The organism is Streptomyces sp. CWNU-52B, from assembly GCF_047444975.1.
GTDB lineage: Bacteria > Actinomycetota > Actinomycetes > Streptomycetales > Streptomycetaceae > Streptomyces.
Window position 1 is genome coordinate 213,085 of sequence record NZ_JBLFJV010000019.1, and the last position, 17,343, is coordinate 230,427.

The following is a 17,343-nucleotide window of genomic DNA, read 5'->3' on the forward strand; positions in this document are numbered from 1 at the left end:
GTGGCACGGCTGTGACGAGCGGTGTGCCCGAGTCCTCGGTGATCGGGCGCGCGAACGGAGTGGCCGGATACGGCCGATACCCTGGGGGTGTGACGTTCCCGGTAGTCGGCATGGTCGGCGGGGGGCAGCTCGCTCGTATGACACACGAGGCGGGCATCCCGCTCGGCATCAGGTTCAAGCTCCTCAGTGACACCCCCCAGGATTCTGCGGCGCAGGTGGTCAGCGAGGTCGTCGTCGGCGACTATCGCGACCTCGGCACGCTGCGTGCCTTCGCGCGGGGCTGTGACGTGATCACCTTCGATCACGAACACGTTCCCACCGAGCATCTGCGGGCACTGGAGGCGGACGGCATCCCCGTGCGCCCCGGACCCGACGCGCTCGTGCACGCCCAGGACAAGGGCGTGATGCGCGCGAAGCTCACCGAGATCGGTGTGCCGTGTCCCCGGCACCGGATCGTGAGCGGCCCCGCGGACGTGGTGGCCTTCGCGGCGGAGGGGCTTCCCGGGGGAGCCGGCGGCGAGGAGGCCGAGGGGGGCGGGTTTCCCGTCGTCCTCAAGACCGTTCGCGGCGGCTACGACGGCAAGGGCGTGTGGATCGTGCGGTCCGCGGCCGACGCCGAGGAGCCCTTCCGGGCCGGCGTCCCGGTCCTCGCGGAGGAGAAGGTCGACTTCGTGCGCGAGCTGGCCGCCAACGTCGTACGGTCGCCGCACGGCCAGGCCGTGGCCTACCCCGTGGTCGAGTCCCAGCAGGTCGACGGGGTCTGCGACACGGTGATCGCGCCCGCGCCCGGCATCGCCGACGCGCTCGCGCTCCGGGCCGAGGAACTGGCCCTGCGCATCGCGAAGGAACTCGGCGTCGTCGGTCACCTGGCCGTGGAGCTCTTCGAGACGCGCGACGGCCGCATCCTCGTCAACGAACTGGCCATGCGCCCGCACAACTCCGGCCACTGGACCCAGGACGGCGCGATCACCTCCCAGTTCGCCAACCACGTCCGCGCGGTCCTGGACCTCCCGCTGGGCGACCCGCGCCCGCGCGCGCCCTGGACGGTCATGGTGAACGTGCTGGGCGGCGACTACCCCGACATGTACGCCGCGTACCTGCACTGCATGGCGCGCGACCCCCAGCTCAAGATCCACATGTACGGCAAGGACGTGAAGCCCGGCCGCAAGGTCGGCCACGTCAACACCTACGGCGACGACCTCGACGACGTGCTGGAGCGCGCTCGTCACGCAGCCGGCTACCTCAGAGGAACGATCACCGAATGAGCCCTGTCGTAGGCATTGTCATGGGATCGGACTCCGACTGGCCCGTCATGGAGGCGGCCGCGCAGGCCCTCGACGAGTTCGACATCGCGTACGAGGTGGACGTGGTCTCCGCCCACCGGATGCCGCGCGAGATGATCGCGTACGGCGAGGAGGCGGCCGGGCGCGGCCTGAAGGCGATCATCGCCGGGGCGGGCGGCGCGGCCCATCTGCCCGGCATGCTCGCCTCGGTCAGCCCGCTGCCCGTGATCGGCGTGCCGGTCCCGCTGAAGTACCTGGACGGCATGGACTCGCTGCTGTCGATCGTCCAGATGCCCGCGGGTGTCCCGGTCGCCACGGTCTCGGTGGGCGGCGCGCGCAACGCGGGTCTGCTGGCCGCCCGCATCCTGGCCACGCACGACGAGGAACTCCTCGGCCGGATGCGTGACTTCCAGCAGCAGCTGAACGAACAGGCCACCGAGAAGGGCAAACGGCTGCGCGCCAAGGTGGACAGCGGCACCGGCAACGGCTTCGGCTTCGGGAAGTGACGGACATGACCTCTCATGACACTGACGGTTCCGCCGGCTCTCGTGACTCCGCCGGCTCGCTCGGTGCAGCCCGTGCGCTGCTCGCCGAGTTCCCCGTGGTCGACGGTCACAACGACCTCCCCTGGGCGCTGCGCGAGCAGGTCCGCTACGACATCGACGCCCGCGACATCGCCGGCGACCAGAGCGCCCACCTGCACACCGACCTGGCGCGGCTGCGCGCGGGCGGCGTCGGCGCGCAGTACTGGTCGGTGTACGTGCGCTCCGACCTGCCCGGCGCGGTCACGGCGACGCTGGAACAGATCGACTGCGTACGGCAGCTGATCGAGCGCTACCCGGCCGACCTGCGCGGCGCCCTGACCGCCGCGGACATGGAGGCGGCGCGCGCCGAGGGCCGGATCGCCTCGCTGATGGGCGCCGAGGGCGGGCACTCGATCGACAACTCCCTCGCCACCCTGCGGGGCCTCTACGAGCTGGGGGTCCGCTACATGACCCTCACGCACAACGACAACATCGCGTGGGCGGACTCGGCGACGGACGAGCCGGCCGTCGGCGGCCTGTCGCCCTTCGGCCACGAGGTCGTACGCGAGATGAACCGGCTGGGCATGCTGGTGGACCTCTCCCACGTGGCCGCCACGACCATGCGGGACGCGCTGGACACGTCCGTCGCGCCGGTGATCTTCTCCCACTCGTCCTCGCGCGCGGTCTGCGACCATCCGCGCAACATCCCGGACGACGTGCTGGAGCGGCTGCCGGCCAACGGCGGTGTGGCGATGGTGACGTTCGTGCCGAAGTTCGTCCTCCAGGCCGCCGTCGACTGGACGGTCACCGCGGACGAGAACATGCGCGCGCACGGCTTCCACCACCTCGACACGACGGCCGACGGGATGAAGGTCCACCGCGAGTTCGAGGAGTCCCACCCGCGGCCCGTCGCGACCGTCTCGACGGTCGCCGACCACCTCGACCACATGCGCGAGGTCGCGGGCGTCGACCACCTCGGCATCGGCGGCGACTACGACGGCACGCCCTTCACGCCGGAGGGCCTGGGCGACGTCTCCGGTTACCCGAACCTGATCGCGGAGCTCCTGCACCGCGGCTGGTCGAAGCCGGATCTCGCCAAGGTGACCTGGCAGAACTCGGTACGGGTGCTGGCCGCGGCCGAGGACGTGGCACGCGACGAGCAGTCCCGCAGGGGCCCGTCGAACGCGACCCTGGAGCAGCTGGACGGCCAGTGACCAGGCCCAGTGACCAGGCCGGTGACTAGCCGGCGGTCTGTGCGGGGTGCCCCAGGAGCATGGTCGGGGCGCCCTGCACCCGGGTCAGGAACACGGTCGCGGAGTGGGGCCCCTGCGGCTTCACCTTGCGGCGCAGCTCCTCCGGCTCGACCGCCGATCCGCGCTTCTTGACGGTCAGGACGCCCACCTCGCGCTCGCGCAGCAGAGCCTTCAGCTTCTTGACGCCGAACGGGAGCCGGTCGGTGATCTCGTAGGCGGTGGCGTACGGGGTGGCCGTCGCGGAGTCCGCCGTGATGTAGGCGATCGTCTCGTCGACCAGCCCGCCGCCGTCCAGCTGCTCGGCCGCCTCGGCGACGAGATGCGCGCGGATGACGGCGCCGTCGGGCTCGTACAGGAAACGCCCCACGGGCCGCACCTGGGGGTCGGGCAGGCCGCGGCCCACGAGGGAGCGCGGTCCCGGCAGCAGGGTCGCGCGGACGGACCCCGCCTCCCCCGTGCCGAACCACAGCACGGCCTCCTTGACGTCCCCGGAGTCCGAGATCCACTCGGCTCCGGCCTCGGCGGGGACGGACTCGTGCGGGATGCCGGGGGCGATCTTCAGTGCGGCGAGAGGTGCCGTGCGGGCGGCCCGGACGGCCCACGACAGGGGCGGTGAGTAGCCCTCGGGGTCGAAGATCCGCCCGCGTCCGCTCCGGCGCCCGGGGTCCACGAACACGGCGTCGTACCCGGTGGTGTCGACCTCGGTGACATCGGCCTCGCGCACCTCGATCAGCCCGTCGAGCCCGAGCGCCTCGGCGTTGGCCCGTGCCACGGCCGCGGTGAGCGGGTCCCGGTCGACGGCGAGGACCCGGATACCGGCGCGGGCGAGCGCGATCGCGTCACCGCCGATGCCGCAGCACAGGTCGGCCACGGACCGCACGCCGAGCGCGTGGAACCGCGCGGCACGGTACGTGGCCACGCTCGCCCGGGTGGACTGCTCGACCCCGTTCGGCGTGAAGAACATGCCCGCCGCGTCCGCCGCGCCGAACTTCGCCACGGCCCGCTGCCGCAGCCGCGCCTGCCCGAGCGCGGCGGAGACGAGCCCGACGGGGTGCCCGCGCCGCAGCCGCGTCGCCACGGCCAGCTCCTGGGCCGGTTCGGTACCGCGCACCTCGTCGAGGAGGGCACGCCCCTCGGACGTGAGCAGGGCGGCGAAGGAGTCCAGTGGATCGAGGTCGTTCACCGCCCCATTGTGGGCCAGTCGGTGGACGGCACGCGTGCGGTGGATGTGTCGAGCCGGGGAGACGCCCGTGACCTGGGAGTATCCGGCCCCATGCGACTTGTACGACAAGCTGACAGTGCCCTGTCGGGGGCGCGGGGAACCACGCGACCAGCCCCCACCGGCCCGCGGTCCGCGAACCGGCGGACGCGCGCGGCACGGACCGTTCTGATCCTGCTGACCGCCACCGCGCTGGCCACCGGCTGCGCGGACTCGGCATCCGAGACCTCCGACACCTCCGACACCTCCGACGCCGCCACCGCCGGTGCTCCCGGGGCCAGGCCGGCCGCGGGCCGGCAGCTGAAGGACGGGCCCGCACGGGCGCTGGACACCTACGCCACCGAACTGCGCCGGCAGCAGCGGGCCCGCGCCGCCGTGGCGAAGAAGTGGGGTCTGGCCGAGCCACCGCTGCTCGCGCCCCGCGCCCCCGCGAAGAAGCCGCACATCGGCACCCGTAAGGGGTTCGCGGTCGAGAACCACGAGGGCCTGCCGCCCGTGTTCACGACCGTCCCCACCAAGGACAAGGTCGTCTTCCTCACCATCGACGACGGCGCCGAGAAGGACCCGGCGTTCCTGCGCATGATGAGCGAACTGAAGGTCCCGTACACCGCCTTCCTCAGTGACTACCTGGTCAAGGAGGACTACGGATACTTCAAGAAGATGCAGGCCACCGGGGTGGTCCTGAACAACCACACCCTCCACCACCGCTATCTGCCCGGCCTGTCGTACGCCGCGCAGAAGCGGGAGATCTGCGGCATGCAGGACGTGATCGAGAAGCGGTACGGCAAGCGCCCGACGCTCTTCCGTCCGCCCTTCGGCAACTACAACGAGGACACCCTGCGCGCGGCCGGGTCCTGCGGCATCAAGGCGGCCCCGATCTGGAACGAGGAGGTCTTCGTCGACCGCTGGGACTACCGGGAGGAGGACCGCGACCTGCACCCCGGGGACATCGTTCTCAGCCATTTCCGCGGCAAGGAGGACTGGAAGGGCACGATGCCCGACATGATCCGCCGCTTCCTGAAGCTGGTCACCGACAAGGGGTACGCGGTGGCGCGCCTGGAGGACTACCTGTGAGGCGCCGGGGGGTCGCCGCGCTGCTCACCGGCGTGCTCTGCCTCTCCGGCTGCCTCGGCGGCTGTGCGCAGTCCGTCGACCCCATCGAGAGGCTGGGGAAGAAGGCGGCGCAGCGGGTACGTACGCACGAGCCCGCGGCTGCCGCGGACGCGTACCGCCGCTGGGGGCTGGGCGCGCCGCTTCTCCCGGCGCCGGATCCGCCCGCGCGGCGGGCCGCGGTGCGGGCGGCGGGGCCCGGTATGCCGCCGGTCGTGGACCGGGTGCCGACCCGTGACAAGGTCGTCTTCCTGACGTTCGACGACGGGGCGGAGAAGGATCCGCGGTTCGTGGACATGGTGCGTGAACTGCGGCTGCCGGTCAGCCTGTTCCTCACGGACAGTGTGGTGGGGCCCGGGTACGCGCACTTCGGGCGGTTGCGCGCGGTGGGGGCGAGCGTGCAGAACCATACGCTCGACCATCCGTATCTGCGGGGGATGCCGTACGCCGGGCAGCGGGCCGAGATCTGCGGTCAGCAGGAGAAGCTGAAGCAGCGGTTCGGGATCCGGCCTCGGCTCTTCCGGCCGCCGTACGGGGAGTACGACGACGACACGTTGCGGGCGGCGGGGGACTGCGGGATCGCCGCGGTTGTTCTGTGGCGGGATCAGGAGAGGCTGCGGGCGGGGGACATCCTGCATTGCCCGGAGGGCGCGGAGTGGGTGGCGGGCGAGGGTGGGGGGTCGCTGACGGGGGCGACCGCGCGGATGCTGAGCCGGATCCGGGGGCAGGGGTTCGCGGTGGCGCGGCTGGAGGATTACTTGTAGCGGGTCGTCCGGGCGCCGGGCGCCGGGTGCGGGTGCGGTGGGGGCTGGGTGCGCAGTTCCCCGCGCCCCTTGAAGGCTGTTCGTCGGGTGCGGGTCCGCTGTGGCTGGTCGCGCAGTTCCCCGCGCCCCTGAAAAGCGGGGCTGCGCCCCGGCTTTTCAGCGCCGCCCGGCCGGGGGTTGGGTTTTTCAGCCCGTCCGGCGTTTGAGGACGAGGCCGTTCAGGCCGATCGGGGGGTCTGGGGGGCGGAGCCCCCAGGGCGTTCACCCCTGGTTCCGAAGGTCGGATCTTCGGCTGACCGCCGGAGGCAACTGGCACTCCGCTTGACCGAGTGCTAATCGCAGTCATAGTCTCAGGTCTGGCACTCACCGCAGGAGAGTGCCAATAGCGACGGGCAGGTCCGGCACCCGCGACGACGGATCCACCTGGTCGCCACCTCAGACAGTTAACCCCGTGAGATCTCCGAAGGGGGAGGTCGGATCGTGACGACCACCAGCTCCAAGGTTGCCATCAAGCCGCTCGAGGACCGCATTGTGGTCCAGCCGCTCGACGCAGAGCAGACCACCGCCTCTGGCCTGGTCATTCCGGACACGGCGAAGGAGAAGCCCCAGGAGGGCGTCGTCCTGGCCGTTGGTCCGGGCCGCTTCGAGAACGGCGAGCGGCTTCCGCTCGACGTGAAGACCGGCGACATCGTGCTGTACAGCAAGTACGGCGGTACCGAGGTGAAGTACAACGGCGAGGAGTACCTCGTCCTCTCGGCGCGCGACGTGCTCGCGATCATCGAGAAGTAATTCACCCAGGTTTGCTTTGAACTGCGCCCCTGGCCCCCGCGAGTGCTGAACGTGAGCACTGAAAAGCCGGGTGCTGGGGGCGCCGTTCGTTTTTCCGAGAGGACTGAATCAGCTCCATGGCGAAGATCCTGAAGTTCGACGAGGACGCCCGTCGTGCCCTCGAGCGCGGCGTCAACAAGCTTGCCGACACGGTGAAGGTGACGATCGGCCCCAAGGGCCGCAACGTCGTCATCGACAAGAAGTTCGGCGCCCCCACCATCACCAACGACGGCGTCACGATCGCCCGCGAGGTCGAGCTCGACGACCCGTACGAGAACCTCGGCGCCCAGCTGGTGAAGGAGGTGGCGACCAAGACCAACGACATCGCGGGTGACGGTACGACCACCGCCACCGTGCTGGCCCAGGCGCTCGTCCGCGAGGGCCTGAAGAACGTCGCCGCCGGCGCGTCCCCCGCCCTCCTCAAGAAGGGCATCGACGCCGCCGTCGCCGCGGTCTCCGAGGAGCTCCTCGCGACCGCCCGCCCGATCGACGAGAAGTCCGACATCGCGGCCGTCGCCGGTCTGTCCGCGCAGGACAGCCAGGTCGGCGAGCTCATCGCCGAGGCGATGGACAAGGTCGGCAAGGACGGTGTCATCACCGTCGAGGAGTCCAACACCTTCGGTCTGGAGCTGGACTTCACCGAGGGCATGGCCTTCGACAAGGGCTACCTGTCGCCGTACATGGTGTCCGACCAGGAGCGTATGGAGGCCGTCCTCGACGACCCGTACATCCTGATCCACCAGGGCAAGATCTCCTCGATCCAGGACCTGCTCCCCCTGCTCGAGAAGGTCATCCAGGCCAACGCCTCGAAGCCGCTGCTGATCATCGCCGAGGACGTCGAGGGCGAAGCCCTGTCGACCCTGGTCGTGAACAAGATCCGCGGCACCTTCAACGCGGTGGCCGTCAAGGCCCCCGGCTTCGGCGACCGCCGCAAGGCCATGCTCGGTGACATCGCCTCGCTGACCGGCGCCACGGTCATCGCCGAGGAGGTCGGCCTCAAGATCGACCAGGTCGGCCTCGACGTGCTGGGCACCGCCCGCCGCGTGACCGTCACCAAGGACGACACGACCATCGTCGACGGCGGCGGCGACAGCGCCGACGTGACCGGCCGGGTCAACCAGATCAAGGCCGAGATCGAGTCCACGGACTCCGACTGGGACCGCGAGAAGCTCCAGGAGCGCCTCGCGAAGCTGGCCGGCGGCGTGTGCGTGATCAAGGTCGGCGCCGCCACCGAGGTGGAGCTGAAGGAGAAGAAGCACCGCCTGGAGGACGCCATCTCCGCGACCCGCGCCGCGGTCGAGGAGGGCATCGTCTCCGGTGGTGGCTCCGCGCTCGTCCACGCCGTGAAGATCCTCGACGGCAACCTCGGCAAGACCGGCGACGAGGCCACCGGTGTGGCCGTCGTCCGCAGGGCCGCCGTCGAGCCGCTCCGCTGGATCGCCGAGAACGCCGGCCTGGAGGGTTACGTCATCACCTCCAAGGTCGCCGAGCTCGACAAGGGCCAGGGCTTCAACGCCGCGACCGGCGAGTACGGCGACCTGGTCAAGGCCGGCGTCATCGACCCGGTCAAGGTCACCCGCTCCGCCCTGGAGAACGCGGCCTCCATCGCCTCCCTGCTCCTCACGACCGAGACCCTGGTCGTCGAGAAGCCGGCCGAGGAAGAGGCCGAGGCGGGCCACGGCGGCCACGGCCACTCCCACTAGGCACTAGGCACTAGGCACCAGAGCCAGGCGAGAGCCCGGTACCCCGTCTCGGCGGGGTACCGGGCTCTCGTGCCGTACGGCACCACCGGACCCGCTCGGGTTCACTTCGGCCCGTACTTGCGGCCCGCCTTCGAGCTGACCCCGCTGAGCAGCGCCCGCGGCGTCACCTTCGCCACGCCCATCAGGGTCTTGTAGCGCGGGTCCGGGATGGACAGCGACTTGCCCCGCGCCAGGTCGGCCAGCGCGGCCGTCACCACCTTGTCGGCGTCCAGCCACATCCAGCCGGGGATGTTGTCCGTGCCCATCCCGGCCCGCTCGTGGAACTCGGTCCGCACGAACCCGGGGCACAGCGCCATCAGCCGGACGCCGCTGCCCGCCAGGTCCTTCGCCACGCCCTGCGTGAACTGCACGACCCACGCCTTCGACGCCCCGTACGTACCGCGCGGCAGGAACGCGGCCGTCGACGCCACGTTGACGACACCGCCCCGCCCCCGCCCCCGCATGGACTCGGCCGCCGCGGAGGTCAGCCGCAGCACCGCCTCGCAGTGCACCTTGAGCATCCGCAGCTCGTCCTCCATCGGTACGTCCAGATAGAGGCCCTTGTTGCCGAAGCCCGCGTTGTTGACGAGCAGGTCGACCGGGTGCGTGGCGTCCGCGACGCGGGCGGCCACCGCCTCGATGCCCGCGTCCGTCGCCAGGTCCGCCGCCAGCACCTCCGCCTCGATGCCGTGCCGGTCGTGCAGTTCCATCGCCTGCTCGCCGAGCCGCTCGGTGTCGCGCGCCACCAGGACGAGGTTGTGCCCGTCGGCGGCCAGCTGCCGCGCGAAGGCAGCGCCGATGCCCGAGGTCGATCCCGTAATCAGAGCCGTTGTCATGGCCCAAGGTTAGTGACCCGGCCGAGGCCCCCGGTGCGACGCGTCACCCCCCGCCGGAGCGGGGGAGCGGGGCCGGCGGCGGACCGGTCAGACCGCGCCGCCGCCGTACTTCTCGACGTACGCCAGTGCCGTCTCCCGGGCCCGCGGGTGCAGGGCGTCCCCCGCCGCCAACACCCGCGGCAGCAGAGCCCGTTCGAGCGTGACCGCGCGGAACTGGAAGGCGGTGGTCACCTCGTGGTCCGGCCGGTGCACGATCTCGACCGGATCGCCCGCCCGTATCTCACCGGGCTCGATCACCCGCAGATACGCGCCGGTCACCCCCTTCCGCGTGAACCGCCTGACCCACGCCTTCTCCCCCATGTGGCCCTGGAAGGTGAGGCAGGGAACCCGCCCGGACGTGACCTCCAGCACGACGTCGGAGCCGACGCGCCAGCGCTCCCCGATCCGCGCCCCGGACACGTCGACACCCGACGTCGTCAGGTTCTCGCCGAAGGCCCCGCCGGCCAGGTGCCGCCCCAGCTCGCGCCCCCAGTCGTCGAGGTCCTCGCGCGCGAAGGCGTACACGGCCTGGTCGTTCCCGCCGTGGTAGCGCAGCTCGCACACGGCGTCCCCGGCCAGACCGCTGCCGCCGACCCCCGCGGGGCCGGGCGCGGCCACCCGCACCGGTCCGTCCACCGGCCGCTTGTCGATCCCCGTCACACCGTCGGCCTGGTCCGTGTAGTCGACGGCCTTGGGACGGCCCAGGTTCACCGAGAGAAGCTTCATGACGGCACGCTAGGCGATGTGCACCGCGCGGTGCGACGACGTGAGCGATCAAGCCAAAGCATTGACGCGATATTCGTCGTCGTGTCCAAGATTCGCTTATGCTCGAAAGATGATCGAGGCCCGTCACCTGCGCGTCCTGCGTGCCGTCGCCGCCACCGGTTCGTTCTCGGCGGCGGGGCGCGAACTGGGCTGCACCCAGCCGGCCGTCAGTCAGCAGATGAAGGCGCTCGAATCCTCCGTCGGCACCCCGCTGCTGATCCGCACGGGCCGTGAGATGCGGCTGACCCAGGCCGGCGAGGCCCTCGTGCGGCACGCGGCGGGCATCATCGCCGGACTCACCGCCGCGGAGGAGGAGGTCGCCGCGATCGCGGGGCTGCGCGCGGGCCGGGTGCGCCTGGTCTCCTTCCCCAGCGGAAGCTCCACGCTCGTACCGACCGCGCTGGCCGCCCTGCGCGCCGCACATCCCGGTACGCGCGTCTCGCTGGAGGAGGCCGAGCCGCCGCGCTCCGTCGAGATGCTGCGCGAGGGCGACTGCGACGTGACGCTCGCCTTCCGGTACGAGGGCGCGACGGGGGCGGAGAGCGCGGGGGAGTGGGACGACCTGGTGATCAGGCCGCTGCTCACGGACCGGCTCGTCGGCCTGGTCCCCGAGGGGCATCGGCTGGCGAGGGCGGGATCGGTCGCCATCGGGGAACTCGCCGACGAGCCGTGGATCGCCGGCTGCCCCCGCTGCCGGGGCCAGCTGGTCGAGGTCTGTGAGAGCGCGGGCTTCACACCGCGCATCGACTTCGCGACCGACGACTATCCGGCGGTGGTCGGTCTGGTCGGCGCCGGTCTCGGCGTGGCGGTCCTGCCGGAGCTGGCCATCGAGTCCGTACGCCCCAGGGGTGCACGCACAGTGACGGTGGAGCCCGCGCTGCGGCGGGAGATCGTCGCGCTCACGCTGCCGGATCTGGCCCAGGTGCCCGCCGTGGCGGCCACGCTGGACCAGCTGGCCAGGGCCGCGGCCCGCTGACTCGCCGGTCCGCTGAGGGCCGTACCCGGAGAAACGTTCCTTCAGTGGTGTGACGCGTCGCCCCCGCTCGACGCGGAGACCAGGCGGTTGCGCGCCCGGCCCATGAGTTCTTCGCGCTCGTCCTCGGTCAGGCCGCCCCACACGCCGTACGGCTCGCGCACCGCCAGGGCGTGGGCCGCGCACTCCGCTCGCACGGGGCACCTCATGCAGACCTCTTTGGCCGAGTTCTCGCGAGCGCTCCGTGCCGCACCGCGCTCCCCCTCGGGGTGGAAGAAGAGCGAGCTGTCGACGCCGCGGCACGCCGCGAGGAGCTGCCAGTCCCACAGATCCGCGTTCGGTCCGGGGAGGCGGGAGAAATCTGCCATTGCTTGTCCCTTTGTAGCCGTTTTGGTCGGTTACGTGCCCGTCACCGTACATCTACGATCTAAGGAGATGAAAATATGACTCATTGCGAATCTAGCCTCAGACACCAGCAAATAGGAAGAAAAGCCTCCAAATGGGGCATGGGTTGTGATGAAACCTTGCGGGTCTTCCGCGCGTGCCTCCGCCGTGTCCGCGCCCTCACGTAGAGTGCCGAAGATGATTCACGGCCCCGTAACTCTTTCGAGTGACCGTCGTTGAGTGTGCGAGGCGGTTGAGAGAACAAGCGCTCGGGCAGACGTCCGAGGCGGTCGACCGCACAGGTGACGATTTCGTACCAGCCTGGAGGCTCAAGGTGACGCGCATCAGCTGCGGAGGACGGCCATGACATCCGTCCTCGTCTGCGACGACTCCCCGCTTGCCCGAGAGGCGCTCCGCCGTGCGGTGGCGACCGTGCCCGGCGTAGAGCGCGTGACCACGGCGGCCAACGGCGAGGAAGTCCTCCGCCGCTGGGGTGCCGACCGTTCGGACCTGATTCTGATGGACGTACGCATGCCCGGTCTGGGCGGCGTGGAGACGGTCCGGCGGCTGCTGTCCGCCGACCCCGGTGCGCGCATCATCATGCTCACCGTGGCCGAGGACCTGGACGGGGTCGCACTCGCGGTCGCCGCCGGAGCCCGCGGCTATCTCCACAAGGACGCCTCCCGCGCGGAGCTGCGTGCGACCGTCACCCAGGCCCTCGCCGACCCGACCTGGCGGCTCGCCCCGCGCAGACTCAGGTCGGCCGAGATGGGTGCGGCGCCGACGCTCACCGCGCGGGAGATCCAGGTCCTGGAGGGCATGAGCCACGGCCGGTCGAACGCGGAGATCGGCCGTGAGCTGTTCCTCTCCGAGGACACGGTCAAGACGCACGCCCGCCGGCTCTTCAAGAAGCTCGGCGCCTCGGACCGCGCGCACGCGGTGGCGCTCGGGTTCCGGTGGGGCCTGGTCCGCTAGGTCCTGCCGGGCCGGGGCCAGTTCCAGTTCCAGCCGGTTCAGGTCCGGTTCCGGTTCCGGGTTCTGTCGGGCCAGTTGCCCGTCCGGTCCGTCGGCCGGACAAAGCCCAGGTGAACCGCAGTGGGGATACGGGTGTCCCCGCCCGCCGAAGAGCGGGTGGGGCCGTACCCGGCAGCGGGTCGAACGGTGCCGTTCCGGCACCCGATCCCCGTTTCCCGGCGGATGCCGCATCCTTGAGGTGTGGAGTTCCACGGGAACGATTCGGTCGAGCGGGAGGGGAGGGCGCAGGAGATGAGTTCCGGCGCACCTGCTCATAACGCTTCGGTGCACAACTACGGACGCGGTGCCACGGAGCGAACGACGCCAAGGCACCATGGACCGATGCGTGACGACGAGGCGGCTCATGCCCATGGGGTGATTGGTGCGCTCGTCCACCGCGCGGTCGAGGGCGACGAGCAGGCCACGCACGACCTCCTCGCGCATGTCCATCCGCTCGCCATCCGCTACTGCCGCACGCGGCTGTCCCGACTTCCGGGCGACGCGCGGCACTTCGTGGAGGACCTGGCGCAGGAGGTGTGTGTCGCGGTGCTGCTCGCACTGCCGCGCTACAAGGACACCGGGCGCCCCTTCGAAGCCTTCGTCTTCGCCATCGCCGGGCACAAGGTGGCTGACCTGCAGCGGGCCGCGATGCGCCATCCCGGTTCGACGGCGGTGCCGTCGGACGAGATGCCCGAGCGGCCCGACGACTCGCTCGGCCCCGAGGAGCGTGCCCTCCTCAGCAGCGACGCCGAGTGGGCGAAGAAGCTCATGGCCAACCTCCCGCAGAACCAGCGCGAGCTGCTCCTGCTGAGGATCGCGGTGGGTCTCACGGCTGAGGAGACCGGACAGATGTTGGGAATGTCACCCGGCGCGGTCCGGGTGGCCCAGCACCGGGCGCTCAGCCGCCTCCGCGCGCTGGCCGAGCAGTAGGGATCAGTACGGCAGGGAGCGACAGGGCGGGCCTTCCGCCGTCCCGCTCCCCTCGGGTGTCCGCCCGGTGTCGGGTCCGTCGTGCCGTGGCTCGGCCGGGCCGCCGCGCGCGATGAACGGAGCGGCCGCCCGGACCGTACGAATCCACGGAGCCCAGGTGCGCCCGGAACCGTGGAATGAGAGAGCCGTGCTTCCCGTTAGCATGGACATCCGCACCGATCAAGGCCATTTGGGGAAGGTGTCATGACTGCAAACGTCGACGGAGTGCCCGAGAAATTCGCGACGCTCGGGCTGACCTACGACGACGTGCTGCTGCTGCCGGGCGCATCGGACGTGTTGCCCAACGCGGTCGACACCTCGTCCCGCATCTCCCGCAACGTGCGCGTGAACATTCCGCTGCTCTCCGCGGCGATGGACAAGGTCACCGAGTCCCGGATGGCGATCGCCATGGCCCGTCAGGGCGGCGTCGGCGTACTGCACCGGAACCTCTCCATCGAGGACCAGGTCAACCAGGTCGACCTCGTGAAGCGTTCCGAGTCCGGCATGGTCACCGACCCGATCACGGTGCACCCGGACGCGACGCTGGGCGAGGCCGACGCGCTGTGCGCCAAGTTCCGCATCAGCGGCGTCCCCGTCACCGACGGCAACGGCAAGCTGCTCGGCATCGTCACCAACCGCGACATGGCCTTCGAGACCGACCGCTCCCGTCAGGTGCGCGAGGTCATGACGCCGATGCCGCTGGTCACCGGCAAGGTCGGCATCTCCGGGAACGACGCCATGGAGCTGCTGCGCCGCCACAAGATCGAGAAGCTTCCGCTGGTCGACGACGCGGGTGTCCTCAAGGGCCTCATCACGGTCAAGGACTTCGTCAAGGCCGAGAAGTACCCGAACGCGGCGAAGGACGCGGAGGGCCGCCTCCTCGTCGGTGCCGCCGTCGGCGCCAGCCCCGAGGCCCTGGAGCGGGCCCAGGCGCTCGCCGAGGCCGGGGTGGACTTCCTGATCGTCGACACCTCGCACGGGCACAACAGCAACGCCCTCAACTGGATGGCGAAGATCAAGTCGAGCGTCGGCGTCGACGTGATCGGCGGCAACGTGGCCACCCGGGACGGCGCCCAGGCGCTGATCGACGCCGGCGTGGACGGCGTCAAGGTGGGCGTGGGCCCCGGCTCGATCTGTACGACCCGGGTGGTCGCCGGCATCGGCGTCCCGCAGGTCACCGCCATCTACGAAGCGGCCCTCGCGGCCCGCTCCGCGGGGGTCCCGGTGATCGGCGACGGCGGTCTGCAGTACTCCGGGGACATCGGCAAGGCGCTGGTCGCCGGCGCCGACACGGTGATGCTCGGCAGCCTCCTCGCCGGCTGCGAGGAGTCGCCCGGCGAGCTCCTGTTCATCAACGGCAAGCAGTTCAAGTCGTACCGCGGGATGGGCTCCCTCGGCGCGATGCAGTCCCGCGGCCAGGGCAGGTCGTACTCGAAGGACCGCTACTTCCAGGCCGAGGTGGCCTCCGACGACAAGCTCGTACCCGAGGGCATCGAGGGCCAGGTGCCCTACCGCGGCCCGCTGGGGAACGTGCTGCACCAGCTCGTCGGCGGTCTGCGCCAGACCATGGGCTATGTCGGCGCCGCCGCCATCGACGAGATGGAGTCCAAGGGCCGCTTCGTACGGATCACGTCCGCGGGCCTCAAGGAGAGCCACCCGCACGACATCCAGATGACGGTCGAGGCACCGAACTACAGCCGCGGCCAGTAGCCGTCGGACAACCGAGGGCGGTCCCGGAGACTCCGGGACCGCCCTCGCCGTGTGCGTCGGGGATACTGGAAGGCGCAGCAGCGAGAGGGAAAGGCCACACACGTGACTGAGATCGAGATCGGGCGCGGCAAGCGCGGCCGCCGGGCGTATGCCTTCGACGACATCGCCGTCGTCCCGAGCCGCCGTACGCGCGACCCGAAGGAGGTCTCGATCGCCTGGCAGATCGATGCCTACCGCTTCGAGCTGCCGTTCCTGGCGGCCCCCATGGATTCGGTCGTCTCTCCGCAGACCGCCATCCGCATCGGTGAGCTGGGCGGTCTGGGCGTCCTCAACCTCGAAGGCCTGTGGACGCGGCACGAGGACCCGCAGTCCCTCCTCGACGAGATCGTGGAGCTGGACGCGGAGACCGCGACCCGCCGCCTCCAGGAGATCTACGCGGCTCCCATCCAGGAGGAGCTGATCGGGCTGCGCATCAAGGAGGTGCGCGACTCGGGCGTGGTCACCGCGGCGGCGCTCTCCCCGCAGCGCACCGCCCAGTTCTCCAAGGCCGTCGTGGACGCGGGCGTCGACATCTTCGTCATCCGAGGTACGACGGTCTCGGCGGAGCACGTCTCCGGCGCCTCCGAGCCGCTGAACCTGAAGCAGTTCATCTACGAGCTGGACGTCCCGGTCATCGTCGGGGGCTGTGCCACGTACACGGCGGCCCTGCACCTGATGCGTACGGGTGCGGCCGGGGTGCTGGTGGGCTTCGGCGGCGGCGCCGCGCACACCACGCGCAACGTGCTGGGCATCCAGGTCCCGATGGCGACCGCGGTCGCCGACGTGGCCGCCGCGCGCCGTGACTACATGGACGAGTCGGGTGGCCGGTACGTGCACGTGATCGCGGACGGCGGTGTCGGCTGGTCCGGCGACCTGCCCAAGGCCATCGCCTGCGGCGCCGACTCGGTGATGATGGGCTCCCCGCTCGCGCGCGCCACGGACGCGCCGGGACGCGGCCACCACTGGGGCATGGAGGCCGTCAACGAGGAGCTGCCGCGCGGCAAGAAGGTCGACCTCGGCACCGTCGGCACCATCGAGGAGGTCCTCCTGGGCCCCTCGCACACGCCCGACGGCTCCATGAACTTCTTCGGCGCCCTGCGCCGCGCGATGGCCACGACCGGATACAGCGAGCTCAAGGAGTTCCAGCGGGTCGAGGTCACGGTGGCGGACTCGCAGCACAAGCGCTGACACGGCGCCGAGCCCGGCACGGTTCGGCTGAGCTGACGAAGGGGCCCGGTCTCTCACTCACGTGGGTGACCGGGCCCCTTCGCGCGCTCAAGCGGCTCTGGTGGGGCGCGTGTTGCGGCAGGGGGCGCATGGTTGCGTTCGGGGCGAATGCGCGCTTTACGGCCGTGTCGAGGCGATAGCGTCCCTTTTCGGCGCCCCAGTTGTGTGGGGTGCCCCCTTCCAAGGACACGTTCCGGACCCCGGCCCTCGGGGCCCGGCCCGAGTTCCGACGAGCCGCCTACCGGGCCTCTGGGCGGCATCGTGGAAGGGGGCGCCCATGGGCCGCCACCGCAAGCCCACCCGCTGGGACCGAATCCGTCTGCGGACGGTGAAGTGCCGGAGGAGGTGGATTTTGCGGATTCACGGAAAGTGAGCGGCCACCCCCGCCACAACTAGGGGTGGACACTCCGTTCACTTTTCAGGAGCCTGCCGCAGTGCCACCTGCGGTGGGCTCCACCTTTTTGTACGGTACCGGATCCGCCGTTGAGCGGCTCGGCGCCGGAGGGGGCGGATCTTGTGGATCCACGGAAAGTGAGCGGCCGCCCCCAAGCACATTAGGGGCGGACACTCGTGAACCATCAGGAGCCTGCCGCAGTAACCCCTGCGGTAAGCCCCACCTGTTCCTACGCTAGCCGTGGAGCCGGTCCGGACGCCACCGGTGCCA

The 17,343-nt window shown here is 70.7% G+C and carries 16 protein-coding genes; 12 read left to right on the plus strand and 4 right to left on the minus strand.

The features are described 5' to 3' along the window. Positions 1–89: 89 nt before the first annotated feature. Genes ACLVWQ_RS18820 through ACLVWQ_RS18830 form a run of 3 tightly spaced genes read left to right on the plus strand, consistent with a single transcriptional unit; the run spans position 90 to position 3,021 of the window. Complete coding sequence (locus tag ACLVWQ_RS18820) at positions 90–1,265, plus strand: 5-(carboxyamino)imidazole ribonucleotide synthase (protein WP_414110014.1); 1,176 nt, start codon at positions 90–92, stop codon at positions 1,263–1,265. Then, complete coding sequence (gene purE / locus ACLVWQ_RS18825; RefSeq protein WP_414110015.1) at positions 1,262–1,789, plus strand: 5-(carboxyamino)imidazole ribonucleotide mutase; 528 nt, start codon at positions 1,262–1,264, stop codon at positions 1,787–1,789. Before ACLVWQ_RS18820 ends, purE begins: the two co-directional genes overlap by 4 nt. Positions 1,790–1,794: 5 nt before the next feature. After that, the gene (locus ACLVWQ_RS18830; RefSeq protein ID WP_414110016.1) at positions 1,795–3,021 is read left to right on the plus strand and encodes a dipeptidase; all 1,227 of its coding nucleotides are present in this window, start codon (positions 1,795–1,797) and stop codon (positions 3,019–3,021) included. 25 nt (positions 3,022–3,046) lie between these two features. Here the strand turns inward: ACLVWQ_RS18830 and ACLVWQ_RS18835 are convergent, their stop codons facing one another. Beyond that, entirely contained in the window at positions 3,047–4,243 is a 1,197-nt protein-coding gene (locus ACLVWQ_RS18835) for a THUMP-like domain-containing protein (protein ID WP_414110017.1), read from the minus strand. Between the two features lie 90 nt (positions 4,244–4,333). Between ACLVWQ_RS18835 and ACLVWQ_RS18840 the strand changes: the two genes are divergently transcribed. From ACLVWQ_RS18840 to groL, 4 genes are all read left to right on the plus strand, one after another. Further along, positions 4,334–5,353 carry a polysaccharide deacetylase family protein gene (locus ACLVWQ_RS18840; RefSeq protein ID WP_414110018.1) on the plus strand — a complete coding sequence of 340 codons (1,020 nt, stop codon included), beginning with the start codon at positions 4,334–4,336 and terminating at the stop codon, positions 5,351–5,353. After that, positions 5,350–6,153 (plus strand): polysaccharide deacetylase family protein, encoded by an 804-nt coding sequence (locus tag ACLVWQ_RS18845; RefSeq protein ID WP_414110019.1) that lies wholly within the window; start codon positions 5,350–5,352, stop codon positions 6,151–6,153. The genes ACLVWQ_RS18840 and ACLVWQ_RS18845 overlap by 4 nt, the downstream gene beginning before the upstream one ends. A 480-nt stretch (positions 6,154–6,633) precedes the next feature. After that, the gene (gene groES, locus ACLVWQ_RS18850; RefSeq protein WP_003998759.1) at positions 6,634–6,942 is read left to right on the plus strand and encodes a co-chaperone GroES; all 309 of its coding nucleotides are present in this window, start codon (positions 6,634–6,636) and stop codon (positions 6,940–6,942) included. Between the two features lie 116 nt (positions 6,943–7,058). Beyond that, positions 7,059–8,684, plus strand: coding sequence for a chaperonin GroEL (groL, locus tag ACLVWQ_RS18855; protein WP_414110022.1), 1,626 nt, complete (start codon positions 7,059–7,061; stop codon positions 8,682–8,684). A gap of 101 nt (positions 8,685–8,785) precedes the next feature. Here groL and ACLVWQ_RS18860 read toward each other — a convergent pair whose 3' ends face one another. Together ACLVWQ_RS18860 and ACLVWQ_RS18865 are read right to left on the minus strand one after the other, a co-directional pair. Further along, positions 8,786–9,559 (minus strand): SDR family NAD(P)-dependent oxidoreductase, encoded by a 774-nt coding sequence (locus ACLVWQ_RS18860; RefSeq protein WP_414110024.1) that lies wholly within the window; start codon positions 9,557–9,559, stop codon positions 8,786–8,788. 87 nt (positions 9,560–9,646) lie between these two features. Beyond that, positions 9,647–10,324, minus strand: a complete 678-nt coding sequence (locus ACLVWQ_RS18865; RefSeq protein WP_414110025.1) for an MOSC domain-containing protein — start codon at positions 10,322–10,324, stop codon at positions 9,647–9,649. Between the two features lie 109 nt (positions 10,325–10,433). On the opposite strand from ACLVWQ_RS18865, the gene ACLVWQ_RS18870 reads away from it, so the two are divergent. Continuing rightward, entirely contained in the window at positions 10,434–11,339 is a 906-nt protein-coding gene (locus tag ACLVWQ_RS18870) for a LysR family transcriptional regulator (RefSeq protein WP_414110027.1), read from the plus strand. A 41-nt stretch (positions 11,340–11,380) separates the two neighbouring features. Here the strand turns inward: ACLVWQ_RS18870 and ACLVWQ_RS18875 are convergent, their stop codons facing one another. After that, positions 11,381–11,704 carry a WhiB family transcriptional regulator gene (locus ACLVWQ_RS18875; RefSeq protein ID WP_414110028.1) on the minus strand — a complete coding sequence of 108 codons (324 nt, stop codon included), beginning with the start codon at positions 11,702–11,704 and terminating at the stop codon, positions 11,381–11,383. A gap of 379 nt (positions 11,705–12,083) precedes the next feature. Here ACLVWQ_RS18875 and ACLVWQ_RS18880 point away from each other — a divergent pair, with 379 nt between their 5' ends. The 4 genes from ACLVWQ_RS18880 (at position 12,084) to ACLVWQ_RS18895 (ending at position 16,640) form a co-directional block, all read left to right on the plus strand. Continuing rightward, on the plus strand, positions 12,084–12,695 hold the full coding sequence (locus tag ACLVWQ_RS18880; protein WP_003948568.1) for a response regulator transcription factor: 612 nt from the start codon (positions 12,084–12,086) through the stop codon (positions 12,693–12,695). Positions 12,696–13,076: 381 nt separating this feature from the next. Continuing rightward, the gene (locus ACLVWQ_RS18885; RefSeq protein WP_414110029.1) at positions 13,077–13,664 is read left to right on the plus strand and encodes a sigma-70 family RNA polymerase sigma factor; all 588 of its coding nucleotides are present in this window, start codon (positions 13,077–13,079) and stop codon (positions 13,662–13,664) included. A 243-nt stretch (positions 13,665–13,907) separates the two neighbouring features. Further along, entirely contained in the window at positions 13,908–15,413 is a 1,506-nt protein-coding gene (guaB, locus tag ACLVWQ_RS18890; RefSeq protein WP_414110030.1) for an IMP dehydrogenase, read from the plus strand. Positions 15,414–15,515: 102 nt separating this feature from the next. After that, a complete protein-coding gene (locus tag ACLVWQ_RS18895; protein ID WP_414110031.1) occupies positions 15,516–16,640 on the plus strand; it encodes a GuaB3 family IMP dehydrogenase-related protein in 1,125 nt (374 codons plus the stop codon). Positions 16,641–17,343: the final 703 nt, after the last annotated feature.